Below are 18,611 nucleotides of genomic sequence, written 5' to 3' on the forward strand. Positions count from 1 at the left end.
TGATCATCGATCGGTGTTTCCTGCGCTCGCTCACGCCGCGTCAGGCCGCGGGGCATTCCTTCCACGCGAAGTGGTAGATCGTGCTGACACTGCCGTCCGTCGAGTCCATGCTCATGAAGCTCAGGGCCTGCGGGTTCGACGTCCCCGAGTAGACCCGCAGTTCGCTGTTGACGTTGAGGTTGCGCTCCTCGCCGCAGGGTGCATAGACGAGGTCCTGGTACTCGGTCTGGTCGCTCGCCTGCCAGTTGTCGGAGTACGGGCCGTTGAACTGGTGGGTCGTACGGGCCGTCTGCGCCATGCCCTGGAAGTAGTAGTTCGCGCGCTCCTGGCCGTAGGCCCCGCGCTGGAGGTGGGCGAAGCCGCGGTAGTCGGCGCGGGCGATGGCGTACGTGAACCCCTGCGGTACGTGGATCTGCAGGGCGAGCTGACAGTTCTTGCGGAACTCGGTGCCGCCGGAACCGGCGCCGGCCTGGGCCAGGTAGTTGCTGTACGTGACGGTGAACGACGTGTTGTCGGAGGCCGCGGCGACGCTCGCGGTCCCCTGGGGGCACCCCGATCCGTTGACGCCGACCACGTCGACGGTGATTCTTCCGGGCGGCGTGGATGCGGTATGGGCCTGCGCGGGCAGGGCCAGGGCGGATAACGCCGCGACCGCTGCGCCGACGGTGAGTCTGCGGAGCAACATCTTCGTTTCTCCATTCATTCGTCCCGCGGAGACATTCGTCCTGCGGAACCGGAATTCGGCATGCACATGCCACCACAGCGGGTGCGTGCTGGGAAGGACGCGATATGGACAACGCCTCCGGCCCGCCCGCCCTGGCCGAATTCTGCAATCCCCGCAGCACTCCCCCGCCCCCGCCCATCAGCCCCGCTCCCCCGCCCCGCCGGGGAAACCCGGCGCACCGCCGTGGCACGACAATGACCGGAAGGAGTGTGCGGTCGTACGGGCTGGGCAGGCGCAGGGCATGGCCTTGCAGCACCCGGGGGAACGCAAACGCGAGGGGCGTGCCGCCCGCTTCGAGAAGCTGGCCGAGCTCGCCTCCAATTTCACGAGCTCAGCCGTCTTCTCCCTGCTGTGCGTGCTCCTGGTCGCCGGTTACGTGGCGACCCACGTGGCGGGGCTGTCCACGGAGTGGCAGCACCTCGCGGGCGACGCCATGGCTGCCGTGTCCTTGCTGCTGCTGGCCCTGCTGAAGAACTCCGAGCGCCGCGCCGAGCACGTCATCCAGCGCAAGCTCGACGCGATCGCCGCGGCCCTGCTGGAGCAGCAGGAGGGCAAGGAGGGCGAGAGCAGGGCCCGCGAGGACCTGGAATCGGCCATCGGCATGGAGGAGCGGCTCTAGGGGTGGCCTGCGTCCGGGGCACTCGCCGCGCGAGTGCCCCGGAGCCTCAGCTCCTCTTCTTCGGTTCCTCGGCGTTGCGCCAGATCGTGAGGTCGAGCGTGATGTAGTTGCTCGGGTCGTTCGCGCCCGACTTGCCGCGGTACGTCGCCACCGCGATGTGGCCCGCGTCGCTGAGCACGCAGACCTCCGTCCCGTCCGAGAGCTGGTCGAGGCCGATCTTCTCGGTGTAGCGGGTTTCGGCGCGGCAGGTCTCCAGCGAACCCTTCTGGGAGTTGTTCAGCACGACCAGCTTGCCGTTGTTGGTGCCGACCTTCGTGTCCCCGAAGAGGGTGTCGAGGTAGAAGTAGAGGTCGCCGTGGTTGTACAGCACGCCGGAGCTGCCGCCGGTGGCGGGGCGCGGCGGGTTGTCGGCCAGCATGAGCTGGTAGTTGGCCGTCAGGTTGATGCCCTGGTACGAGGCCGGGGCGGGGTCGGAGCGCTTCTGGCCCTTGTCCTGGGAGCCGCCGCTGGGGGCTGCGCCGCTCGGGCTTGCGCCGGTGGAGGTCGAGCCGCCCTTGGCCTTGTCACCGGAGCCGTCCGGCAGCAGGGAACCGATGACCGCGAGGCCGATCACCGCTGCCACCACGGCTCCGGCGATGATCAGACCCTTCGGCTTGCCCTGCGGCGCGGGGGGCGGGTACCCGGGGTGGTGGGACGGCGACGGGGTCTGGTAGCCGGCCACGTACCCGGGCGGCGGCGTCTGGTAACCGGGGTGGGTCTGATGGCCGGGCGGCGGCGTCTGGTAGCCGGGCTGGGTCTGGTAGCCGGGCGGAGGCGTCTGGTATCCGGGCGGCACCGCGCCCGGAGCGACGGGAGCGGCCGGTGCGTGCGCCGGGGCGGCGGGTGCGCTCTGCGTCGGCGCGGCGGCCACGCCAGGAGCGGTCGGCGGGTACGGGGGCGCCCCCTGCGCCGGAGCCTGCGGGGAGACTTCGGTCGGCGTCGGGGCCACGGCGGGCTGCGGCGGCGGGGTCTTCGCCGGTTCGGGCAGCTGGAGGCGCTCGGTGATGGAACCGGCGACCGCCTGGGGCAGCCAGTCCTCGCCCTGGCGGAGCGGGACCTGAGAGAGGTCGTGGCACATCTGGATGACCTCGGTCAGGGTGGGCCGGTCCGCCGGGTCCCGGCTGAGGCAGCGCGTCACGAGGGGCCGCAGCTCCTCCGGCAGCGCGCTGAGGTCGGGATCCTCGTGCACGATGCGGTACAGCACGGCGTGCGAGGACCCCTCGCCGTAGGCGGGCGCACCGATCGCCGCGTACGCCACGATCTGGCCGAGGGCGAAGATGTCGGTGCCGGCGGTGACCGTACCGGCGGAGGCCTGCTCGGGTGCCATGAACGCGGGCGTGCCGACGCTGACGCCGCTGCCGGTCAGGGAAGTGGCGTCCGCCGCACGGGCGATGCCGAAGTCGATCACGCGAGGACCGTCGGCGGCGAGGAGTACGTTCGCCGGCTTCAGGTCACGGTGGACGATGCCCGCGCCATGGATGACGTGCAGCGCCTCGGCGACCCCGACGGTCAGCAGCAGCACACTGCGCAGCGGCAGCCGCCCGTGCCGGGCCACCGCGTGCGCGAGGGAGGGGCCCGGGACGTACGCCGTGGCCAGCCAGGGCTGGGAGCCCTCGGTGTCGAAGTCGATGACGGGCGCGGTGTAGAGGCCCTGCACCCGCTGCGCCGCCCGCACTTCCTGCTGGAAGCGGCGCCGGAACTCGGGGTCCTCGCTGAACTCGGGCCGGATCACCTTGAGGGCGATGGGCCGCCCGCCCGGCGTGTAGGAGAGGTACACCTTGCCCATGCCGCCCGCGCCCAGCACGGCGGTCAGACGGTAACCGCCCACGGTGGCCGGGTCGTCGGGCCTGAGAGGCTGGAAAAGGTCGGTCGAAGGTGTACTCATGAAAATCCATCCCCTGTCACGGCAGTTCAGCCCGCCGAAGCCCCGAAGCCAACCGAGAGGGTACCCAACATCGTGGCTCGTCCTGGTCGCCTGGCCACACCGTACCCGTCCCGGGTGAGCGCGTTGCCGTCGCCGCCGTCCTGTCTGACGTACGGTCATGCACCCTGCGCCTGGAGGGCAACGGCCAGCAGGAGTGCGGCCATGCCCACGGCCAGCCAGGCCAGGTAGTCGCCGAGCAGCCCCGAGTGCAGGCGGCGCAGCGGCAGGACCGCGGCGGCCGACGCCCGCCGCAGGGCGACACCGCCCGGCCACCAGAGCGCTGCCCCGGCCATCAGGCAGGCCAGGGCTGCCGAGGCCACGCCGAGTCCGGCGCCCACCGCGGTCCACTCCGTCGCGACCGCCTCCGGTGCCGCGCCGCCCCGGAGCTCGCTGCCGCCCGCGGCCGCGCCGTAGCCCGCCCGGTCGGTGAACAGCTCCGCGCCGTGGCCCAGGCTCTCGGCGACCGCCGGTACGGTGCCGACGAGCAGGCCCAGGAGCAGCAGCGCGGCCGGTACCGCGACCATGGGCGGACGTGGTGACTGCCGGGCGGCGCGCACCTCCGGTTCCTCCCCCTCCCCGGTGGTCTCGGCGTCTGCGGGTGCCTTGCGCGGGGGCGGCCCGGCTCCCCAGAAGATCCGGGCCGTGGCGCGCAGCAGCGCGGCGCCGGTCACCGCGGAGGTGAGGAGCAACACCGGCAACAGCGCATGGCCCGCCGCCTCCTCGCCGAGTGCCTTGCCCAGACCCGCGCCGAACGGCGGGAGTCCGGCCAGGACCAGGGCGCCCAGGGCGAACAGCAGGCCCACCGCCCGGTGGGCGCGCGCCTTGCCGTGCAGCCCGTACTCGTCCACCGATCCGTACTGGTCGAGCAGTACCCCGCACAGCCCGAACAGCGCCGCCTTCGCGCAGCCGTGGCCGGCCACGTACACCGCCGTGGCGCCGGTGCCGGCCGGGGTGAGGAGGGCGACGCCGACGAGGAACAGCCCGACGTGGCTGACGGTGGAGAAGGCCAGCATCCGCTTCAAGTGCCGCTGCGGCCAGCACATGAGGGCCCCGAGCAGCGCGGTGACGACGCCGACCGCGACGAAGGTGGTCCGGAAGGCGGTATGCGGGATCCCGCCGGGCCCGGCGAACACCGCCCAGTACACGCGGGCGACCCCGTACACGCCCAGCTCGACCATCACCCCGGACATCAGCATGCAGACCGGTGTCGGGGCGACGGCGTGCGCATCGGGCAGCCAGAAGTGGAACGGTGCGGCCGCGGCTTTGACCAGGAACGCGGTGACGACGAGGACGAACGCGACCACCGTCAGGGCGTCCGTGGGCTGCCCGTCGAGCCGCTCCCCGAGCCGGGCGAGGTTGAGCTCCCCGGTACGGGCGTACAGCATGGCGATGCCGAGGAGGGAGCCGTACGCGGCGAAGGAAGTGACGATCCCGAAGGTGAGGGCGCCCTGCAGCGGCCTCGGGTCCTCGATGCGGTAGCCGGTGAGCGCGAACGCGGCGACGCTCATGAGCTCGAAGAAGACGAAGGCGTTGAACAGGTCGGCCGTCAGCGCGAAGCCGACCATGCCCGCCTCGAAGAGCAGGAGCAGCGCGGGGAAGACCCCGGCCCGGTCCCCGGCCGGCTCGTCGAAGTAGCGCCAGGAGTACACGATCACGGCGAGGACGAGCACCGCGGCGAGCAGGGCCAGTCCGGTGCCGAGCGGGTCGGCGAGCAGGACGATCCCGATGTCCGCGGGGTGTCCGCCGATCCGGACGGCCGCCCGGTTCGCGGTGTGCGGCCACAGGGCGACCAGGCAGCCGAGGCCGGCCGCCGCGGTCGCGGTGGCGAGGAGGTCGCAGCCGAGCCGGGGCAGCCACCGGCCGGCCACGGCCAGCAGGACGGCCCCGATCAGCGGGATCGCGACGGCCAGCGGGAGGAGCGCCTCGGCGTCCGCCATGGCGTCAGCCCTTGAGCGCGGTGAGCGCCTGGGGGTCGACCGTTCCGTGGCGCTTGCGCAGCTGGATGGTGAGGGCGAGCAGGAGGGCGGTCGCGGTGGCGCCGACCACGATGTCCGTGAGGGTCAGGGCCTGGACGACCGGGTCGACCACGGGCCGGCTGCCGGGCTCGAGGTCGCCGTACACGGGTGCGGTGGCCCCGCGGCGGTATCCGACGCCCAGCAGCATCAGGTACGTGGACGACTGGGCGACGGCGAGGCAGCCGATGGCGTGGATGAGGTTACGGCTGGTGACCAGCCCGTACAGGGCGGTCAGCAGCACCCACCCGGCGGCCAGGAAGGGCAGGACACCCATCAGTTCTCGTCCTCCTGCGGGGCGGTGGCGGGCCGGCGGTGGGGGCGGCCCCCGGGGTGGGGGTGCCCGTCCGGCTCGGTGATCTCGACGGCCTGGTCGAGGAAGTGGGCCAGGAGCACGATCAGCCCGGAACCGACCTCGACGCCGACGGCCACGTTGAGGAGCGGGACGAGGCCGCCCGAGGTGATCTGGTTGAAGGTGCCGAAGGGCAGGACGTTCTCCAGGAACGCGCCGCCGGCCGCGAGGCCCGCCAGACCCAGCGCCGTGAACGACACGGCGGCCAGCGCGTCGGTGACGTCGAGGGCCTCGAGCGGCCGGACCCGTTCCAGGACCCGGTAGTCGGCTGCGAGGTAGGCCAGGTGGAGGGCGGTGGCGAGGACGACGCCTCCCTGGAACCCGCCGCCGGGCGTGAGCTGCCCGTGCGCCACGACGTACACGCCCACCACGAGGGCGACGGGCAGCAGGACGGCCCCGAACAGCCGGGTGGTGGGCAGGGCACGCTCACTCCGGGGCGGCGCCTTGCGCTCGTCACGGGCCAGCCGCAGCAGCAGGGTCGAGGCGAGGACGGTGACGAAGAGGATCGTCTCCTCACCGAGGGTGTCGAGCGCCCGGAGGTCGAAATTGACCGAGGACACCACGTTGGCGGTCTGGTGGGCCAGCGCGGCGGCCACGGCGCGGTCCCCGTACCGATGGAGGTCGGTGCCGAAGGCGGGCAGCCGCGGGCAGGCGGCGGTGAAGAAGCCGGCGATCACCGCGCAGGCGCAGCCGAGGAGCAGCAGCCGGGTGCGGTCCCTCACGGCCGGTCCTGCGGGGCGTGCCCACGGCCGTCCCGGTCGCCGTGCTGCCCGCCGTCCTCGGGGGCGGACTCCTCGGCAGGCGGGCGGCGGACCTTGCGCGCGGTGAGCAGGATCAGCAGCGGTGTCAGCGCCGTGCCGACCGCGAGCTGCGAAAGCGCCACGTCAGGGGCCTGGAGTACGACGAACAGGAGGGTCAGCGCGAGCCCGAGCACGGCGAGGGCCGCGGCTTGGCGCACGGGCTCCCGGCACAGGACGGCGAGGGTCGCGGCCGCCACGACGAGCAGCAGGGCGACGGCGGTCAGTGCGTCATCCATGCCGGGGCCGGCCCTTCTGCTCGTCGGTGGTGGCCTTGCCCACGGCGATGGTGGTCACGGTCCCGCCGACGGCGAGCAGCAGCCCGATGAGAAGGGTCTTCACGGCTGCCCGGCCCGCGCCCTGCTCCAGGGCCACGGCGCAGGCGATCAGCGGTACGCCGAGCCCGTTGGCGGGGGCCAGTGCGTGCAGCCGTTCGAGGCTCCCGCGCAGCAGCACCAGTGCTCCCGCGCCCGCGAGGAGGCAGGTGACGCCCAGCCACAGCAGTACGGCGGCCGCCACGTGCGCCACGGCCATCTCAGCCGTCCCCGGGGTCCGCGTCCGCAACGGCGCCGGCGTCCGCGTCGGCGCCCGTTCCGGCGCCCGCGAAGCGGGTGAAGACCAGCACCCCGGCCGGTGACAGAACCGCGAACACGAGGGCCACGTCCTGGTAGGAGGACCGGTCGTACGCCATGGGCAGCAGCAGGAGCACGGCGCCCGTCACCGTGCCCGCCATGCACAGCCCCGCCAGCCGCCGTACGGCACCGCCGCGGGCCGCCGCCCACAGGCAGGCGGGCCAGGCGGCCGCGAGCAGCACGAGCGAGGCCGCCGACCAGGCGGGAACCGGGACGCCGCTCACCGCGTGCCGTCCCGGCGGGCCAGCGCTCGCTCCGGACCGCTGGGGGCCGTCTCGGGCCGGAAGGTGTGGACGACGGCCTGCGCACGGCCGTCGTCCGGCAGGTCGATCACGCAGGTGTCGGCGGACCATCCGAGCGCCACCCCGGCCCATCCCGGGTCTGCCCCCTCGCGCAGCCGGATCCGCCGGGTCCGGCCCCTGCCCGCGCCTGCTCGCGGCCTGGCCAGTACGCCCACCAGTACGGCGAGACCCTGCGCGGCGGCCGGCGGCAGCCCGACGACCGCCCGCAGCGCCCCGGAGGCTCCCCGGACCCGTACGTCCGCCGCCCGCCGCATCAGCCGTGCCGTCACGGCGGCACCGGCCGCCGCGGCACCGGCCACCAGGAGTTCGACGGGTCCCGGTGAGCTGATCGACACCAGCGTGGCTCCCATCAGCACCGCCCACCACACGAGGATCTCGACCGTGCCGCGCACCTGTCTCCCCTTCCCTGGGCCGCAGACACAGATTCTCGGCAGCGGTCCGCCACCCGCGCCCCAGACCGGCGCCCGGCGCGGTAGATGTCACCCGTGCGGGTCAAGCCCGCCGCTGCGGGCACGTGACGGCCGCGGAGCAGCGCGACCCCGGCCGCGATAGGCTCGTACGAGCCTCAGGAGAGGGATGATGCTGATGTGCCGATGGCTCGCCTACTCCGGTTCGCCGATGCTGCTCGACGCGGTTCTCTACCAGCCGGAACACTCGCTGATCGACCAGAGCCTCCACGCCAGGATGGGTGTCGAGTCGACCAACGGCGACGGTTTCGGCATCGGCTGGTACAGCGCCGACGGCGGGGCGACCCCGGCGATCTTCCGGGACATCGGGCCGGCCTGGAACAACCGCAACCTGCGGGAACTGGCCGCGCACGTCCGGTCGACGCTGTTCTTCGCCCATGTCCGCGCCTCCACCGGCTCGGCGATCCAGCAGACGAACTGCCACCCCTTCCGGCACGGCCGCTGGCTGTGGATGCACAACGGCGCGATCACCGACTTCCACCGTTTGCAGCGCGACTTGTACATGGCCGTCGACCCGGCCCTGTTCTCGTGCATCGAGGGCTCGACGGACTCCGAGGTGATGTTCTACCTGGCCGTCACCTTCGGCCTCGACCAGGACGTCCCCGGAGCGGTCGCCCGGATGGCGGGCCTGGTGGAGCGGCTCGGCAAGGAGCACGGCGTCGCCGACCCGCTGCAGATGACGATCGCGGTCAGCGACGGCGAGCGCGTGTGGGCCTTCCGCTACTCCAGCGCGGGCCAGTCGCGGTCGCTGTACTACAGCAGCAAGGCCGAGACCGTACGGCAGCTGTACCCGGAACTGCCGTTCCTGCGGGAGGTCTCCGACGCGACCCGGCTGGTGGTCTCCGAACCGCTGGGCGACCTCCCCGGCGTGTGGAACGAACTCCCCGAGGCGAGCTACGCCGTCGTGCCCTCCCCGGCGACGGAGGACTACCTCCCCTTCATCCCCGAGCTTCCCTGATGTCACGGATCACCGCCGGGCGGGATCGTCCGGATGCACGTCGGTTCGCTCGACGGGCAGGGCCCCGTGCTCGACGCACGGGCCCTGCCGCAGATCATCGACGCGGTCCGCTCCCGGGGCTACCGGATCGGCGACCTGCGCACCCTGCCGGCCGATCCGTAGGGCCCCCGCCTCAGCAGATGCGGGGCAGCTGCTCCCCGATCGGCAGGTCGACCACGCGGGTGCCGCCGAGGCCGGTGCGAGCCACGACGAGGCCCGGGTGCGCCTCGACCGCCTCGCCGATCACCGTGGCGTGCCGGCCCAGCGGGTGGGCGCGCATCGCGTCGAGGACGGCGTCGGCGTGCTCGCGGGGTACGAAGGCGACCAGCTTGCCCTCGTTCGCCACGTAGAAGGGGTCGAGGCCGAGGATCGCGCAGGCGTTGCCCACGGCCTCGGGGACCGGGACGCGGCCCTCCTGGATGACGACCCCGGTGCCCGAGGCGGCCGCGATCTCGTTCAGGGCGGCCGCCAGCCCGCCGCGCGTGGGGTCGCGCAGCACGTGCAGGTCGGGGGTGACGGCGAGCATGGCCCGGACGAGCCCGCCCAGTGGTGCGCAGTCGCTCTTGACGTCCACCCCGAATTCGAGGCCCTCGCGGACGCTCATGATGGCCACGCCGTGCAGGCCGATCTCCCCGCTGACGATGACGACGTCACCCGGTACGACGCGCTGCGGGCGCAGGTCCACCCCGTCGGGGATGAGCCCGATGCCCGCGGTGTTGAGGTAGATGCCGTCGCCGTGGCCGGCCTCCACGACCTTGGTGTCGCCGGTGGCCACCTCGACTCCCGCGGCGCGCGCGGCCGCTCCGAGGTCCTCGGCGACGCGGGCCACCACCGAGATCTCCACGCCCTCCTCGAGGATGAACCCGCAGGAGAGGTAGGCGGCGCGGGCCCCGCTCATGGCGAGGTCGTTGACCGTGCCGTTGACCGCGAGGTCGCCGATGCTGCCGCCGGGGAAGAACAGCGGCCGCACCACGTACGAGTCGGTCGAGAAGGCAAGCCGGGCCCCGCCCAGGGTGACCGAGGCGGAGTCGCCGAGCTGGGCGAGCACCTCGCCGCCGAAGGCGGGTGCGAAGACGTGCTGGACGAGCTCGGCGGAGAGGGCGCCGCCGCCTCCGTGACCCATCACCACCCGGGGGCGGTCGCGCAGCGGGGCCGGGCAGGTCCAGCCGCTGATGTCGAGTGCGGTCGCGGACACGGCGTCGGAAACGGTCTCAGACAACGGGGCTCGCCTCCAGCGGTGCGGTCCGGGCCGGCGCGAGGTCGAGGCGCCGGTAGAGGTAGTACGCGGCGCAGGCGCCCTCGCTGGAGACCATCGTGGCGCCGAGCGGGGTGCGCGGGGTGCAGGTGGTGCCGAAGGCCTCGCACTCGTGCGGCTTGATCAGGCCCTGGAGGACCTCACCGCTGCGGCACTCGGCGGGTTCCTGCGTGGCGATGCCGGTCACCGAGAAGCGGTGCTCGGCGTCGTAGTCGCGGTAGCGGGCGGACAGCCGCCAGCCGCTGGCGGGGATGACGCCGATGCCGCGCCAGGCGCGGTCGGTGACCTCGAAGACGTCCTCCAGCATGGCGAGGGCGGCCGGGTTCCCCTCCGGGCGGACGGCGCGGGCGTAGGCGTTGTCGACGGTGTGCTCGCCCCGTTCCAGCTGCCGTACGGCCCGGCGTACGCCTTCGAGGATGTCCAGCGGTTCGAAGCCGGTGACCACGATCGGGACCCGGTGGCGCGCGGCCAGCTCCGGGTACTCCCCCATGCCCATCACGCTGCACACGTGCCCGGCGGCGAGGAAGGCCTGCACCCGGCAGCTCGGGGAGGTCATGATCGCCTCGATGGCCGGGGGCACCCGGACGTGGGAGACGAGGAGGCTGAAGTTGGGGATGCCGAGCTTCTTCGCCTGATGGACCGTCATGGCATTGGGCGGCGCGGTGGTTTCGAAGCCGATGCCGAAGAAGACCACCTCGCGCGCCGGGTTCTGCTGTGCGATCCGCAGGGCGTCGAGCGGAGAGTACACCACGCGTACGTCGCCGCCCTCGCTGCGCACCTGGAACAGGTCGCGGCCGGTCCCGGGGACGCGGAGCATGTCGCCGAACGAGCAGAAGATCACCCCGGGGCGGGAGGCGATCTCCAGCGCCTTGTCGATGACCTCCAGCGGGGTCACGCACACCGGACAGCCCGGGCCGTGGATCAACTCGACCTGTTCGGGCAGTAGTTGGTCGATTCCGTGCCGGATGATGGTGTGGGTCTGGCCGCCGCAGACCTCCATCAGCGCCCAGGGCCGGGTGACGGTGGCGTGGATGTCGTCGAGCAGGCGGCGGGCCAGCTCGGGGTCCTGGAATTCCTCGATGTACTTCACTGCTGCTGCGCCTCCTGTACGGCGTCCCCGGTGTGCGGCTGCTGCGCGATGTCGTCGGCGAAGGGCCAGTCCCCGTCACCGGCGCCCGCCTCGGCCGCGGCCCGCTCCCACGGATCGCCGAACTCCTCCTGGAGCATGCCGAGTTGGGCGAATAGTTCGAGCGTCTGCTTGGCCGACTCCTCGTCGAGGCGCTGCAGGGCGAAGCCGACGTGGACGATGGCGTACTCGCCGACCTGCAGGTCCGGCAGGTATTCGAGGCACACCTCCTTGACCACTCCGCCGAAGTCGACGGTCGCCATGCGGGTGCCGTCCTTCTCCCCGATGTCAAGCACTCTGCCGGGTACCGCCAGGCACATGGCCCTCTCCTTGCTGTGGGTGGTGCGGGGCACAGGCCGCCACCACGAGCTGGCCGAGGGCCAGCCCGCCGTCGTTCGGCGGGACGCGGTGGTGGCGCAGTACGGTGAAGCCGCGCTCGCGCAGTCCGCGGGCGCAGGCGCAGGAGAGCACGGTGTTGGCGAACACCCCGCCGGTCAGGGCGACGGTGTCGAGCCCGTGCCGCTCGCGCGCGAGGACGGCCAGCGTGCACACGAGGTCGGCCACGGCCGTGTGGAAGCGGGCGGCGATCAATGCCCGGCTCGTACCCGCCCGTACGTCGGCCACGACCGCCGCCAGTACGGGGGCCGGGTCGGCAGTGACCGGGGTCGCGGCGTGCGGTTCCCCCGGGTGCAGCGCGAAGGCGTACCCGCCGTGCGCCTGCGTCCCGGACCCCGCGAGCGCCGCGCTCTCCAGCTCGATGGCGGCCTGGGCCTCGTACCCGGCGTGGTGGCATACGCCCGCGAGGGAGGAGACGGCATCGAAGAGGCGGCCCATGCTGGAGGTCGGGACGCAGTACAGTTCGCGCTCCAACTGACGCCGGAGCAGTCGCAGTTCGTCGGGCGGGCAGGCTGCCGTGCAGGGCAGGTCCGGGTCCCAGTCGAGTCCGGCGGCGCGCAGATGGGACAGGGCCATCCGGTACGGCCGGTGCACGGCGGCATCGCCGCCCGGCAGCGGGACGTAGGCGAGGTGCGCGAACCGGGTGTACCCGGCGTAGTCCGCCAGCAGCACCTCCCCGCCCCAGACGGCCCCGTCGTCGCCGTATCCGGTGCCGTCGAAGGCGACACCGATCACCCGGCGGGCGCCGTCGAGGCCGTGTTCGGCCATCGTGGACGCAACGTGCGCGTGGTGGTGCTGGACTGCGACGACCGGGCGGCCGGCGGCCCGGTCCCGGACCAGGCGGCCGGAGCGGTAGCCGGGGTGCCGGTCGGCGGCGAGCAGTCCGGGGCGTACACCGGTGATGGACTCCAGCTGCTGCTCGGCGCGTTCGAAGGCGTACTGCGTGGCCAGGTCGTCCATGTCGCCGATGTGCGCGGACAGCCAGGCCTTGCGGCCCTCGCCGAGACAGAAGGCGTTCTTGAGGTCTCCTCCGGCGGCGAGGGCGGTCGGCACGGGCAGCGGCAGGTCCAGGGGCAGCGGGGCGTATCCGCGGGAGCGGCGCAGGGTCAGCACCTCGCCGTCGCAGACGCGCACCACGGAGTCGTCGCACGGGACGTGGATCGGCCGGTCGTGGGTGAGCCAGCCGTCGGCGAGCCCGGCGAGCCGGTCCAGGGCCTCGGTGTCGTCGGTGACGATGGGCTCGCCCGACAGGTTCCCGCTGGTCATGACGAGCAGGCGGGGGCCGGGCGGGTCGCCGGGCAGGCCGAGCAGCAGGTGGTGGACGGGCGTGTACGGGAGCATCACGCCCAGGTCGGGGCTGCCCGGGGCGACGGCGTCGGCGACGAGCTCCCGGGCGGCGGCGCCGGGGCGGCGGCGCAGCAGGACGATGGGCCGGACGGGTCCGCTGAGCAGCTCCCGTTCGGCCGGGCCGAGGTGGACGAGGGGCTCGATGTCGGCGAGGTCCCGGGCCATCAGGGCGAATGGCTTGTCCCCACGGGCCTTGCGGCGCCGCAGCTCGGCCACGGCGCCGGCGTGCCCGGCGTCGCAGGCGAGGTGGTAGCCGCCGAGGCCCTTGACCGCGAGGATCGCCCCGTCGGCCAGCAGCCGGCGGGCCTCGGCGACCGGGTCGGCGTACGCCCCCTCGCGCGGGGGCGAGCCGGCGAGGAGCCGCAGCCGGGGTCCGCAGGCGGGGCAGGCCACCGGCTGGGCATGGAAGCGCCGGTCGGCGGGGTCGGCGTACTCGCGGGCGCAGTCGGGGCACAGCGGGAAGCGGGCCATGGTGGTGTGCACCCGGTCGTACGGGAGCCCTGTGACGATGGTGAAGCGGGGACCGCAGTGCGTGCAGGTGATGAAGGGGTGCCGGTGGCGCCGGTCGGCGGGATCGGCCAGCTCCGCGAGGCAGTCGGCGCACGTGGCCACGTCCGGGGAGACGAGGGTGCGTGCGGGTCCGCCGGACCGGGAGGCGACGATGGTGAAGCCGGCGCCGCCTGCGACGGGGACCTCGCAGTGGTCGACGGCGTCGACGACCGCCAGGGGCGGGGCGTCGGCCGCGAGCCGCTCGCAGAAGGCCGATACGGCCGCCGGCGCACCCTCGACCTCGGCGACGACGCCCTCGGGGGTGTTGGTGACGTGCCCGGCGAGGCCGAGCCCGGTCGCTCGGGTGTACACGTACGGCCGGAAGCCCACGCCCTGCACCACTCCGCGCACGACGACCCGGCGGCGCTGTACGGCTTCCATCAGCGGGTCGGCACCACGGCGGAGTGCGAGTGGCCCCCGGCCTGGTGATCGTGATCGTGATGGTGGTGCGTGGGGTGCTGCTGTGCCATGACCGGGGCGTGCACCGCGCCACCCGCGCCGGCCGCCAGCGCCCGGTCGAGCAGGATGCCCGCGCCCTCGCCCGCGCGGGCCGAGGTCAGCACCACCTCCACGCCGGGGTTGACCTGCTGGACGTGTGCGCGGAAGGCGGCTTCGTCGAATTCCACGGCCTGTGCGATGTCCGTCTTCGTCACCACGACGAGGTGGGCGAGCCCGAACGCCGTCGGGTACTTGAGCGGTTTGTCCTCGCCCTCCGTCACCGAGGCCAGGACGACGCGCAGCGTCTCCCCCAGGTCGTACGAGGCGGGGCAGACGAGGTTGCCGACGTTCTCCACGAACAGCAGCCGGGTGTCCTCGGGCATCCAGCCGTCGAGGTGCCGCCCGAGCATCGCGGCCTCGAGGTGGCAGAGCCCGTCGGTGAGCACCTGCTTGACGGGGACGCCCGAACGCGCCAGTCGCAGCGCGTCGTTCTCGGTGGCGAGGTCGGCGGTCAGCGCGGCGACGGGCACGCCGCGCTCGCGCGCCAGCCCGAGTTCGCGTTCCAGCAGGGCGGTCTTCCCGCTTCCCGGGCTGGACAGCAGGTTGACCACCGTGGTGCCGCGGGCGGTGAGCTCGGCGCGCAGGGTGTGCGCGGCCGAGTCGTTCTTGGCGAGGACCGCCTGCTTCAGGTCGACCACACGGCACATGGTTCAGCGCTCCTCGGAGATCGGTTCGCGGATGGGGGCGGGGGGCCGGTCGCAGGCGGGGCCGTCCTCCCAGTGCACGCTGAGGATCTGCAGCTCGCGTCCGGCGAGGAGTTCGACCTCCGTGGCCTGCCCGCAGCCGGGGCAGACCAGCCGGGGCGGCATGCCGACCGCCCAGCCGCCCGTGCAGGAGCGGCAGTGCGCGCGGGCCGGGACGGGCTCCGTGACGAGCTCGGCACCTTCCAGGAGCGTTCCGGCGCAGGCCAGTTCGAAGCAGAAGGCGAGGGCGTCGGGTACCACCCCGGCCAGCTCACCGACCTGGAGCCGGACCGAGGTGACGGCCCCGGCGCCGCCGGCCTCGGCGGCTTCCTCCACCTGGGCCACCACGGCCACGGCGATCGACATCTCGTGCATGGGACTCCGTCCTGCCGGGGCTCATTAGACCGGCCGGCGCCGTACGGGGCGGTCGGGCACGCCGACGCGCCGACGCCCCGTACGCCGTTCGGGCGCCGGGGCGGTCGCACATCAGGGATCTGCGATCACGGGTCACATGCGGCGGATCCTCAGGTAGCGCTGGACGTCGGGGAGCACCACGCACAGTGCGGCGGCGAGGGCGGCGGCGGCCGCGCCGCCGATGATGGCCTTCTTCATGGGGTTCTCCTCAGTTGGCGGTGGCGTTGCGCTCTTCGTCGAGCAGTTCCTGGTCCGGTCGGCGGACCAGGTCCAGGACCATCCGTACGGCCTCCGGGACGGCTGCGGCCACCGGGGCGCTCAGCCCGATGCCCTCGTCCAGGCAGGCGGGTTCGCAGCCGACGACCCAGATCCGCCGGGGCGGTGTCCCGCCGGTTCCGGCGCACAGTGTCTCCAGCAGGGCCAGCACCGCGTCGGGCGACATCTGGTGCCCGTCGAGTACGGGGCCCTGCGGGGCGATGGAGCCGGCTTCGGCGGCCTCGATCAGGTACAGGGTGCCGGGGGCTCCGCCGCGCGCGGTGGCGTCCACCAGGACGAGCGTGTCGTAGCCGTCGAGGAGTTGGTAGGCGAGGTGGACCCCGCGTACGCCGATGTCCACCACCTCGACGTGCTCCGGCAGCCCGCACCCGGGCTCGGCCAGCCTCCGGACGGTCTCGACGCCGAAGCCGTCGTCGCCGAGGAAGACGTTGCCGATGCCGGCGATCAGGATGCGGCCGCTCACGCGTCCTCCAGGGGGGCGACCTCGTCGGGCTGGAAGTACAGGAACCGGCCCTGCTCGCGGCGGATGTCGGCGCCGGGATCCCCTTCGACCGTGACGGCGAGGTGCACTCCGCCGTCGACGTCGTGGAGGACGGCCTCGACCTGGGCGGCGGCGCCCTGGAGGAACAGGTCCTGGGCGTCGGTGCGCCGCAGGCCCGGGCGCAGGAGGACCCTGCTGCCGGGGCCCACCGAGGTGCCGTCGATCAGGATCCGGTCGCGGGCCGGGTCGGCGGGGTCGGCGTGCGCCGGGTCCCACCAGGGGGTGTCCGGCCTGAACACGGCGTCCTCGTCGAAGAGTTCGGGGAACGACTCGGGGGTGGGCGCACCGGGGTCGGTGATCTCCCGCAGCGCCCGGACGGCTCCGTGCAGGCGTTCCAGCACCTCCGGGGGCATGGTCTCGGCCAGGTCGATCACGGCGGCCGCCCGGGCGTCGGTCCCGCGGGCCTCCCGCTTCTCCTGGTCGGTCAGGGCCGCCGTGCGCAGGGCGAGGATCTCGTCGATCTCGGTGGCGTCGTACATGGCCCCGATGCTCTCGGGGGCGATGCCGGGGTGGTCCTCGAGGATGATCGGCGAGGAGAGGACCACGTCGGCGCTGCCCGGTTCGCCGGCGAGCACGGGCCAGGTGTGCAGGTTGGCGCAGGCCGCGACGGCGGGCTTGGCCCACTCGGGCGGGTCGGTCATCGAGAGGAAGGATCCGGCGCTGAGGCCCAGCAGGAGGTGGGCCGCGACGAGAGAGCGCGGCAGGGCGGCGTCGCGGTCGGCGGCGTCGGCGCCCGGTGTCCAGTCGCTCGTGTTCTCGACCACCACCGTGAGCTTGAACGCCCGGTACGGGACGTCCAGTTGCTCGGCGCGCAGCCGCAGCACGCCGTCGGCCCGCTCGGTGCGCCGGACCAGCCGGCCCACCACCTGGCCGTCGGCGCCGAGGACGGGTTCGCTCTCCTCGCGCGCGGGCCGGACGAAGGGCAGGGAGACCTCGGCCTCCTCCAGCTCGGCGACGGGGACGGTCATCTCGACCCGTTCCTCGGTTCCCTCGTCCCAGGGGACCAGGACCCGGTCGGGCAGGTGCAGTTCGGGGACGGCCGCGAACGAGCCGTCCGCGCGGGCCTCTTCGACCGTACGCCGCTGCGCGTGCAGGAAGCGCAGCTCGACGGCGAGGGTCGCCGCACCGCGCGGCTCCATCACCAGCTCGGTGCGCTGGAAGGAGTGCTCGTCGTGCGCGGGCCCCCACGCGGGCGGGACCAGTACGCCGAACTGCCAGCGCAGCCGGTTCTTCGCCGCCGAGGCCCGGTACGGGTAGAGCACGTAGCCTTCAAAGAGGACCGCGTCGGCCACTTGGCGTGCTACGGCGAACCGGGATTCGGGCAGGGCCGTCGTGGTCATGGCGCCGTCCTCTCGGCGGCCCGCGGCAGTACCGCGCCGGCCCAGGCGGGGTCCGGGGACGGCGGCTCTGCCGCCGGCGCCGCGTCGAGCAGGGACCGTACGGTCGCCTCCCAGGAGGCGAGTGCGTGCCGGGAGCGGTAGGCGAGCAGGTCGGCCATCGTGTCGCGGGGCAACCGCAGCCAGCCGCAGCCCGGGAAGTGCTGCTCGACCATCTCCCGCCACACCTCGGCGGGCATCCGGAACGGGGCTTCGCGGTCCCAGGGGACGGGCTCGACCTGGAAGCCCCCCGCGCCGGTGAAGGCCGTGCCGGAGAACAGCATCAGCAGGGGTGCCTCGCCGTCCTCCAGAGCGCTGAGGTAGCGGCCGGCGGCGATGTCCATGTCGTACGTGCACGGTACGACGATGTCGGTCTCGGTCTCCCCGGTGAAGCTGGGGACCATCACCGCGACCTGCGCGAACTGGAGGGGCTGCAGGGTGGTTCCCCACCGGGCCCGCTCGCCGAACAGGTCGTGGAGGGCTGCGGCCTCGCCGGTGCCGTAGCTGCGCCGCGCCGGCTCGATGCGGATCTGGCAGCGCAGCGCGAGGGCGTGGACGCGCTGGTCGGCGGCGGTGGTGATGCGCAGCCGGAACACGAGGGTGGGGCCGGCCGCGTACGGGTCGGCGCGCACCCCGGTGCAGGCGAAGGTGAAGTCGCTCATGCCCGCCCCTCCCCCGCCGCGGCGGGGACCTTGGCCCGGCGCTCCACCTGTGCGAAGAAGGCGTTCAGCGCGGCGCGGGCCTCGGCCCCGCCGTCGAAGCCCTGCCACAGCAGCCGCATCCGCCCCACCAGTTCGTAGCAGATGTCGATGGGCACGAGGTAGCACTCGGTGCGGCCCTCGGCCCGGCGCAGCAGCAGCGCCTCCACGTCGGGTTCGAGCAGCGAGGCGAGTGCCCCGCCGCCGAGTACGTGCTGCCAGGTGGCCGGGTCCAGTTCGCTCTCGGTGGCTCCGGCCGGGCTCGGGTAGAGCGCGACCAGCCGGTCGAGGGCGGCGTTGCGGAAGAAGAAGGCGACGCCGACCGGGATCTGCAGCTGCTCCCAGGCGCCCTCCTCGAGCCGGTGCTCCGGGTCGGTGAGGTAGCGGTCGGGGACGGCGCGGAAGCGACCGGTGGCGGCGCCGGGCCGGTCGAACAGGAGGGCGCACGCGGTGCAGGCGCAGACCAGCGCCCGCTTCTCGGTCTCCACCAGGTGGCGGTGGCCGTCCTCGGGCACGGCCACCCCGCACAGCTCGCAGCGCTCGGGCCGGGGCGGCCGGGGCCCGGTGAACCGGCGCAGGCCGCGCGG

Annotated in this window: 22 protein-coding genes; 3 read left to right on the forward strand and 19 right to left on the reverse strand. The window is 73.5% G+C overall.

Annotation, left to right across the window (positions count from 1 at the left end; translation table 11 throughout):
* Positions 1–40 precede the first annotated feature (40 nt).
* Positions 41–685 carry a DUF4360 domain-containing protein gene (locus AB5J51_RS04865; RefSeq protein ID WP_053789221.1) on the reverse strand — a complete coding sequence of 215 codons (645 nt, stop codon included), beginning with the start codon at positions 683–685 and terminating at the stop codon, positions 41–43.
* Between the two features lie 280 nt (positions 686–965).
* Here AB5J51_RS04865 and AB5J51_RS04870 point away from each other — a divergent pair, with 280 nt between their 5' ends.
* A complete protein-coding gene (locus AB5J51_RS04870) occupies positions 966–1,343 on the forward strand; it encodes a hypothetical protein (protein ID WP_369776947.1) in 378 nt (125 codons plus the stop codon).
* Positions 1,344–1,389: 46 nt separating this feature from the next.
* On the opposite strand, the gene AB5J51_RS04875 is transcribed toward AB5J51_RS04870, so the two are convergent.
* The 8 genes from AB5J51_RS04875 to AB5J51_RS04910 form a co-directional block, all read right to left on the reverse strand.
* Positions 1,390–3,267 (reverse strand): serine/threonine-protein kinase, encoded by a 1,878-nt coding sequence (locus AB5J51_RS04875; protein ID WP_136223954.1) that lies wholly within the window; start codon positions 3,265–3,267, stop codon positions 1,390–1,392.
* 155 nt (positions 3,268–3,422) lie between these two features.
* On the reverse strand, positions 3,423–5,243 hold the full coding sequence (locus AB5J51_RS04880) for a complex I subunit 5 family protein (RefSeq protein ID WP_369776948.1): 1,821 nt from the start codon (positions 5,241–5,243) through the stop codon (positions 3,423–3,425).
* 4 nt (positions 5,244–5,247) lie between these two features.
* A complete protein-coding gene (locus AB5J51_RS04885) occupies positions 5,248–5,595 on the reverse strand; it encodes a sodium:proton antiporter (protein ID WP_053789217.1) in 348 nt (115 codons plus the stop codon).
* Positions 5,595–6,392 carry an MnhB domain-containing protein gene (locus AB5J51_RS04890; protein WP_369776949.1) on the reverse strand — a complete coding sequence of 266 codons (798 nt, stop codon included), beginning with the start codon at positions 6,390–6,392 and terminating at the stop codon, positions 5,595–5,597. The genes AB5J51_RS04885 and AB5J51_RS04890 overlap by 1 nt, the downstream gene beginning before the upstream one ends.
* A complete protein-coding gene (locus tag AB5J51_RS04895; RefSeq protein ID WP_053789216.1) occupies positions 6,389–6,706 on the reverse strand; it encodes a DUF4040 domain-containing protein in 318 nt (105 codons plus the stop codon). Before AB5J51_RS04895 ends, AB5J51_RS04890 begins: the two co-directional genes overlap by 4 nt.
* Positions 6,699–7,001 (reverse strand): monovalent cation/H(+) antiporter subunit G, encoded by a 303-nt coding sequence (locus tag AB5J51_RS04900; protein WP_369776950.1) that lies wholly within the window; start codon positions 6,999–7,001, stop codon positions 6,699–6,701. Before AB5J51_RS04900 ends, AB5J51_RS04895 begins: the two co-directional genes overlap by 8 nt.
* A gap of 1 nt (position 7,002) precedes the next feature.
* Entirely contained in the window at positions 7,003–7,323 is a 321-nt protein-coding gene (locus AB5J51_RS04905) for an MrpF/PhaF family protein (protein WP_053789214.1), read from the reverse strand.
* Complete coding sequence (locus AB5J51_RS04910) at positions 7,320–7,793, reverse strand: hypothetical protein (protein ID WP_053789213.1); 474 nt, start codon at positions 7,791–7,793, stop codon at positions 7,320–7,322. Before AB5J51_RS04910 ends, AB5J51_RS04905 begins: the two co-directional genes overlap by 4 nt.
* Before the next feature lie 193 nt (positions 7,794–7,986).
* On the opposite strand from AB5J51_RS04910, the gene AB5J51_RS04915 reads away from it, so the two are divergent.
* Together AB5J51_RS04915 and AB5J51_RS04920 are read left to right on the forward strand one after the other, a co-directional pair.
* Complete coding sequence (locus AB5J51_RS04915; protein ID WP_053789364.1) at positions 7,987–8,826, forward strand: class II glutamine amidotransferase; 840 nt, start codon at positions 7,987–7,989, stop codon at positions 8,824–8,826.
* A 33-nt stretch (positions 8,827–8,859) separates the two neighbouring features.
* Positions 8,860–8,988 carry a hypothetical protein gene (locus AB5J51_RS04920; protein WP_276611395.1) on the forward strand — a complete coding sequence of 43 codons (129 nt, stop codon included), beginning with the start codon at positions 8,860–8,862 and terminating at the stop codon, positions 8,986–8,988.
* 10 nt (positions 8,989–8,998) lie between these two features.
* Here AB5J51_RS04920 and hypE read toward each other — a convergent pair whose 3' ends face one another.
* The 10 genes from hypE to AB5J51_RS04970 all read right to left on the reverse strand — a co-directional run bounded on the left by hypE (position 8,999) and on the right by AB5J51_RS04970 (position 18,602).
* Positions 8,999–10,060, reverse strand: a complete 1,062-nt coding sequence (hypE, locus tag AB5J51_RS04925) for a hydrogenase expression/formation protein HypE (RefSeq protein ID WP_369780215.1) — start codon at positions 10,058–10,060, stop codon at positions 8,999–9,001.
* 16 nt (positions 10,061–10,076) lie between these two features.
* Entirely contained in the window at positions 10,077–11,210 is a 1,134-nt protein-coding gene (gene hypD / locus AB5J51_RS04930; RefSeq protein ID WP_053789211.1) for a hydrogenase formation protein HypD, read from the reverse strand.
* Positions 11,207–11,566, reverse strand: coding sequence for a HypC/HybG/HupF family hydrogenase formation chaperone (locus AB5J51_RS04935; RefSeq protein ID WP_240805243.1), 360 nt, complete (start codon positions 11,564–11,566; stop codon positions 11,207–11,209). Before AB5J51_RS04935 ends, hypD begins: the two co-directional genes overlap by 4 nt.
* Complete coding sequence (gene hypF / locus AB5J51_RS04940; RefSeq protein WP_369776951.1) at positions 11,535–13,919, reverse strand: carbamoyltransferase HypF; 2,385 nt, start codon at positions 13,917–13,919, stop codon at positions 11,535–11,537. Before hypF ends, AB5J51_RS04935 begins: the two co-directional genes overlap by 32 nt.
* On the reverse strand, positions 13,919–14,683 hold the full coding sequence (hypB, locus tag AB5J51_RS04945; protein WP_369776952.1) for a hydrogenase nickel incorporation protein HypB: 765 nt from the start codon (positions 14,681–14,683) through the stop codon (positions 13,919–13,921). Before hypB ends, hypF begins: the two co-directional genes overlap by 1 nt.
* A 3-nt stretch (positions 14,684–14,686) precedes the next feature.
* Positions 14,687–15,094 carry a hydrogenase maturation nickel metallochaperone HypA gene (gene hypA, locus AB5J51_RS04950; RefSeq protein WP_369776953.1) on the reverse strand — a complete coding sequence of 136 codons (408 nt, stop codon included), beginning with the start codon at positions 15,092–15,094 and terminating at the stop codon, positions 14,687–14,689.
* Between the two features lie 247 nt (positions 15,095–15,341).
* Positions 15,342–15,872, reverse strand: coding sequence for a hydrogenase maturation protease (locus AB5J51_RS04955; protein WP_369776954.1), 531 nt, complete (start codon positions 15,870–15,872; stop codon positions 15,342–15,344).
* Positions 15,869–17,290 (reverse strand): hypothetical protein, encoded by a 1,422-nt coding sequence (locus tag AB5J51_RS04960; RefSeq protein ID WP_369776955.1) that lies wholly within the window; start codon positions 17,288–17,290, stop codon positions 15,869–15,871. Before AB5J51_RS04960 ends, AB5J51_RS04955 begins: the two co-directional genes overlap by 4 nt.
* Positions 17,287–17,988: a DUF6084 family protein gene (locus tag AB5J51_RS04965; protein WP_369776956.1), complete on the reverse strand. Its 702-nt coding sequence runs from the start codon at positions 17,986–17,988 to the stop codon at positions 17,287–17,289. The genes AB5J51_RS04960 and AB5J51_RS04965 overlap by 4 nt, the downstream gene beginning before the upstream one ends.
* Positions 17,985–18,602 (reverse strand): DUF5947 family protein, encoded by a 618-nt coding sequence (locus AB5J51_RS04970; RefSeq protein WP_369780216.1) that lies wholly within the window; start codon positions 18,600–18,602, stop codon positions 17,985–17,987. The genes AB5J51_RS04965 and AB5J51_RS04970 overlap by 4 nt, the downstream gene beginning before the upstream one ends.
* Positions 18,603–18,611 lie beyond the last annotated feature (9 nt).

The sequence above is a fragment of the Streptomyces sp. R33 genome (genome assembly GCF_041200175.1).
GTDB lineage: Bacteria > Actinomycetota > Actinomycetes > Streptomycetales > Streptomycetaceae > Streptomyces > Streptomyces katrae_B.